Origin of the sequence: Streptomyces sp. NPDC058469 (assembly GCF_042721125.1) — a bacterium.
In the GTDB taxonomy this organism is placed as follows: domain Bacteria; phylum Actinomycetota; class Actinomycetes; order Streptomycetales; family Streptomycetaceae; genus Streptomyces.
In genome coordinates, this window is record NZ_JBHXME010000322.1 from 1 (window position 1) to 3,731 (window position 3,731).

At 71.2% G+C, this 3,731-nt stretch carries 4 protein-coding genes; all 4 read right to left on the minus strand.

All coding sequences use genetic code 11. The annotated features are described in order from the left end of the window. Positions 1-1,500 (minus strand): AMP-binding protein (locus ACFWP5_RS52010; RefSeq protein WP_384174358.1); only part of this gene is annotated, 1,500 nt, incomplete at its 3' end. 39 nt (positions 1,501-1,539) lie between these two features. Then, entirely contained in the window at positions 1,540-2,001 is a 462-nt protein-coding gene (locus ACFWP5_RS52015; RefSeq protein WP_384174361.1) for a DUF3592 domain-containing protein, read from the minus strand. Between the two features lie 90 nt (positions 2,002-2,091). Further along, the gene (locus ACFWP5_RS52020) at positions 2,092-2,700 is read right to left on the minus strand and encodes a lytic polysaccharide monooxygenase (RefSeq protein WP_384174365.1); all 609 of its coding nucleotides are present in this window, start codon (positions 2,698-2,700) and stop codon (positions 2,092-2,094) included. Between the two features lie 98 nt (positions 2,701-2,798). After that, a partial coding sequence (locus ACFWP5_RS52025) for an SPFH domain-containing protein (protein ID WP_384174368.1) occupies positions 2,799-3,731 on the minus strand: 933 nt, incomplete at its 5' end.

The window sequence follows — 3,731 nt, forward strand, 5'->3', positions numbered from 1 at the left end:
CCGCAGCCCCGCCCGATGGATCTTGTTGGTCGCGGTCACCGGCATCCGTTCCACCACCCGCACGAACCGGGGTGCCATCTTCGTCCCCAGGTCCGGCTGGGCCAGCAGGAACTCCGCGAAGTCGAGCGGGTCGAAGCGCCCGGCGATCGTCGCCATGACCTGGTCGCCGGTCACCGGGTCCGGTACCGCGTACACCGCCACGGCGTCGGCGCCCTCGTACCGGGCGAGGATGTTCTCGATCATCGCGGCGGCGAGGTTCTCGCTGTCGACGCGGAGACGGTCGTCGGTGCGGCCGGCGAAGTAGAGGTAGCCGTCGGTGTCGCGGTAGAAGAGGTCGCCGGTCCAGTACCAGCCCGCCCGGCGCCGCTCGGCGTCCGCCTCGGGATTGCGCCAGTACCCCTCGAAGGGGTTGGCGCCGCGGTTCACCAACTCCCCTATCGCCTCTTCCCCGTTGAGCAGCCGACCGACCGAGTCGAAGGCGGCCGGCGGGCATTCCGCCCGCGTCTGCGGATCGAGTACGGCGAGACCGGGCGCCGCCCGCCCGACCGCCCCGGACGGTGTCCCCGGCGACCACTGCACCGCCGCCCCGCCCTCCGAGGACCCGTACCCCTCCACCAGCCGTACCCCGAACCGCCGCTCGAACGCCGCCGCGTCCACCGCCCCCGCCTCCGTGCCGAAGCCCATGCGCAGCGGGTTGTCCCGGTCGTCGGCGCGCTCCTCGGTGGCCAATACGTACTGGACGGCACGGCCGACATAGGTGAAGTACGTGGCCCCGTACGTCCGTACGTCGTCCAGGAACCGTGACGCCGAGAACCGCCGCCGCAGCGCCACCCCCGCCCCGGCCGCCAGCGCCGGTGCCCAGTCGGCGATCACCGCGTTGCCGTGGAACATCGGCATGCAGATGTAGTGCACGTCGCCCGGCAGGACTCCGAAGCTGTCGACCAGTGAGCTTCCGGCGGCGGCCAGGCGGCCCTGGGTGCAGATCGCGGCCTTCGGGGCGCCGGTGGAACCGGAGGTGAAGTAGAGCAGGATGCGGTCGTCGGGGCCGGCGCGGGAGGCGTCCGGTTTCGCGTCGGCGTACGGGGCGAGGAGCTCGTCGTAAGCCTGAGTGTCCGTCACCAGGAGTCGAACGCCGGGGAGTTGGAGGCCGTCGAGGAGCGGGAGGTGGGTGCGTTCGGTGACGAGGACCCGGCACTCGGTGTGCAGGATGTCGCGGGCCAGTTCGGGGCCGCGGCGGGTGGGGTTGATACCGGCGACGGCCGCGCCCGCGAGGGCCGCCGCGCTCAACCACAGGGGATATTCAGGGGTGTTGTCGAGCAGCACGCCGACATGGGGTGCGGCGCCGGGCGGCAGCAGGTCGGCGAGGAGTGCCGCTCTGGCCGCGGCACCGGCCGCCACCTCGTGATGGGTGAGCACCCGCTGCCCGCACCACAACCCCGGGCGGTGGTCGCCCCACCGCGCCTGCACGAGTTCCGCGACGGTACGCCTCCTGGACTCCATGGAGGCGCACGGTAGTTGACGCACCGTCAGATGTGGAGGCTAGGGCAGGAAGTCGCCCATGAACCTGAACATCTCGTGGGCCACCATGATGAACACGACGCAGAAGGTGATGAACACACCGAAGAACACCAGCGCGCAGCCGGTCCCCGCCGCGAGCTTGCCGCGGGCCGGGGCGTGGGCCGTGGCCTGCTCGGGGTGGTCCGCCGTGTAGTGCACGGTGACGATGTCGCCCTCCAGGGTCGTCCCCGGCCCGTTCCGCTCCTCGAAGCGGACGGTCCGGCCCTCTCGGGTCGTGAACTCGTAGACGTGGTGCAGCGAGGTCGACACCATGGTCTCCCCGCCGCCGCTGGTCGTCGTGTACGTCCGCAGGCAGCGGCCCTCGGCCGTGAGCCCGCTGTTCCAGGCACCGGCGACCCGCCGCGAGCGGCGGACCACGTTGACCACACCGAACACCGCCACGGCGATCATGAGCAGAGGTACGACGTAGAACAGCGCTTCCATGGTGTCCCCCGAGGTCAGATGCCGCTTGGTGGAGGGAACCTACCCCCGGGGGATGCCGAACTGTCTCAAGCAATGCTCAGAACCTCAACGTCAGAACGTGACGTCCGAGCAGGCGTAGAACGCGTTGGTCGTGTCCGCGATCGTCCATACCGCGACGATCATGTGGTGGCCGGAGAGGCCGGACGGGAGCGTGCCGCTGTGGGAGACGGTGGACGACGAGGGGCGCTGGCCGTTGTAGGGGACGGTGAGGAACGGGGTGGTGTTGAGGTCCGAGCGGGCCAGGTTGTGGTTCTGGTTCCAACCCGCCTTGGTGACGTAGTACTTGAAGTCCGTCGTGGCGTGAATCGCCGTGAACTGCCAGCGGAACGTGTACGACTGACCACCCGTCAGCTTGGTCGTCGGCCACGCGGCACCCGACGGGGTTGTCGGTGCGCTGAGTTGGCTGAAGCGGCTGATCCCGCCGTTGCAGATCTGGCCGTCGGCGGGGCCGGCCGCCGGGAAGCCCTTGGGGCCCTCGGCGCTCTGCGGCTCGTACTGGATGTCACCGCAGTTCGTCACCGTGCCGTTGGCACAGAGCTTCTGCCTGCTGATGGGGAGGTCGGTGTAGCCGTGGCTGCTCGCGGCCCCGGACGAGAGCACGATGGCTCCGGCCGTGGTGAGCCCGAGCACGGCGGCGTACCACTTGGTCTTTTTGCGCATGCTGCCGCTCCTGGAAAACGTGTGGGGAAGTTCCGTGAGCCGTGCAGGTCTAGACCAAGTCCCAGATTATTGCCCCTCCTTGACCGTGTCCATACCACTCACGGCGCAGCTTCTCCTCGCCCCGAGCAGAACGCGACCGTCAAGTCCTTCACCAGTACCTTGCGTTCGTAGTCGTCCAGCTCCACCAGCCCCCGCATGGTCAGCCGCGTCACCGTGTCCTCCACGGAGTCGACCACCGACGTGAGCATCGTCGCCCGCTGCTGCGCGTCCAGCGTGGCGATACGGCGGCGGGTCATCGCCGCGGCGACCTCCGGGGCGTACTCGACACGCACCGGCCGCACCGAGAACACCTCGATGCCGACCGGCGCCGCGTCCGCCGCGACCAGCCGGGTCAGCGCGTCGACGGCCAGCTCGGCCGCGCCCTTCGCACCGCCGCCCGGCGGCTCCACCGGCACCCGGGCCAGCGCCGCCTCCACGCACTCGCGCAGATACGTCTCGTGGTCCTCGACCCCGAGCGTGGCCCGCGCGGTGTCCCGCACCCGCCACACCACGAGCGTCACGACCCGCAGCGCGACCCCGTTCGCGTCGGCCCCCGGCATCGGCTCGCTGCGCCAGTGCCGCAGCCGTACGTCGACGCGGCGGCGCAGCAGCAGCGGGTTGACCCACATCAGCCCGGTGCGCCGGACGGTCCCCCGGTAGCGGCCGAACAGGCCGAGCACCCAGGCCCGTCCGGTACGGCCCCGGGCCAGACCCCCGAAGCCGAACAGACCGAGCGCGCCGGCCCCGGCGTACGCGGCCCACTGCGCGGGACCGAGTGCGGCACCGGCGTAGAACGGCAGTCGTAGCGCCTCCGTGGCGAGCGGGGGCAGGACGCCCGCCCACCACGAGGTGGCGAGGCAGCCGGCCACGCCGCAGGAACCGGCGAGCACGCCCGCCGTCCCGGGCAGTACCCGGGCCGGGCGTTCCACCAGGTCGGGGTCGACCTCCGGTTGCGGGCGCGGCTTGGCCTGGACCGGGCGGCGGAAGCGGGG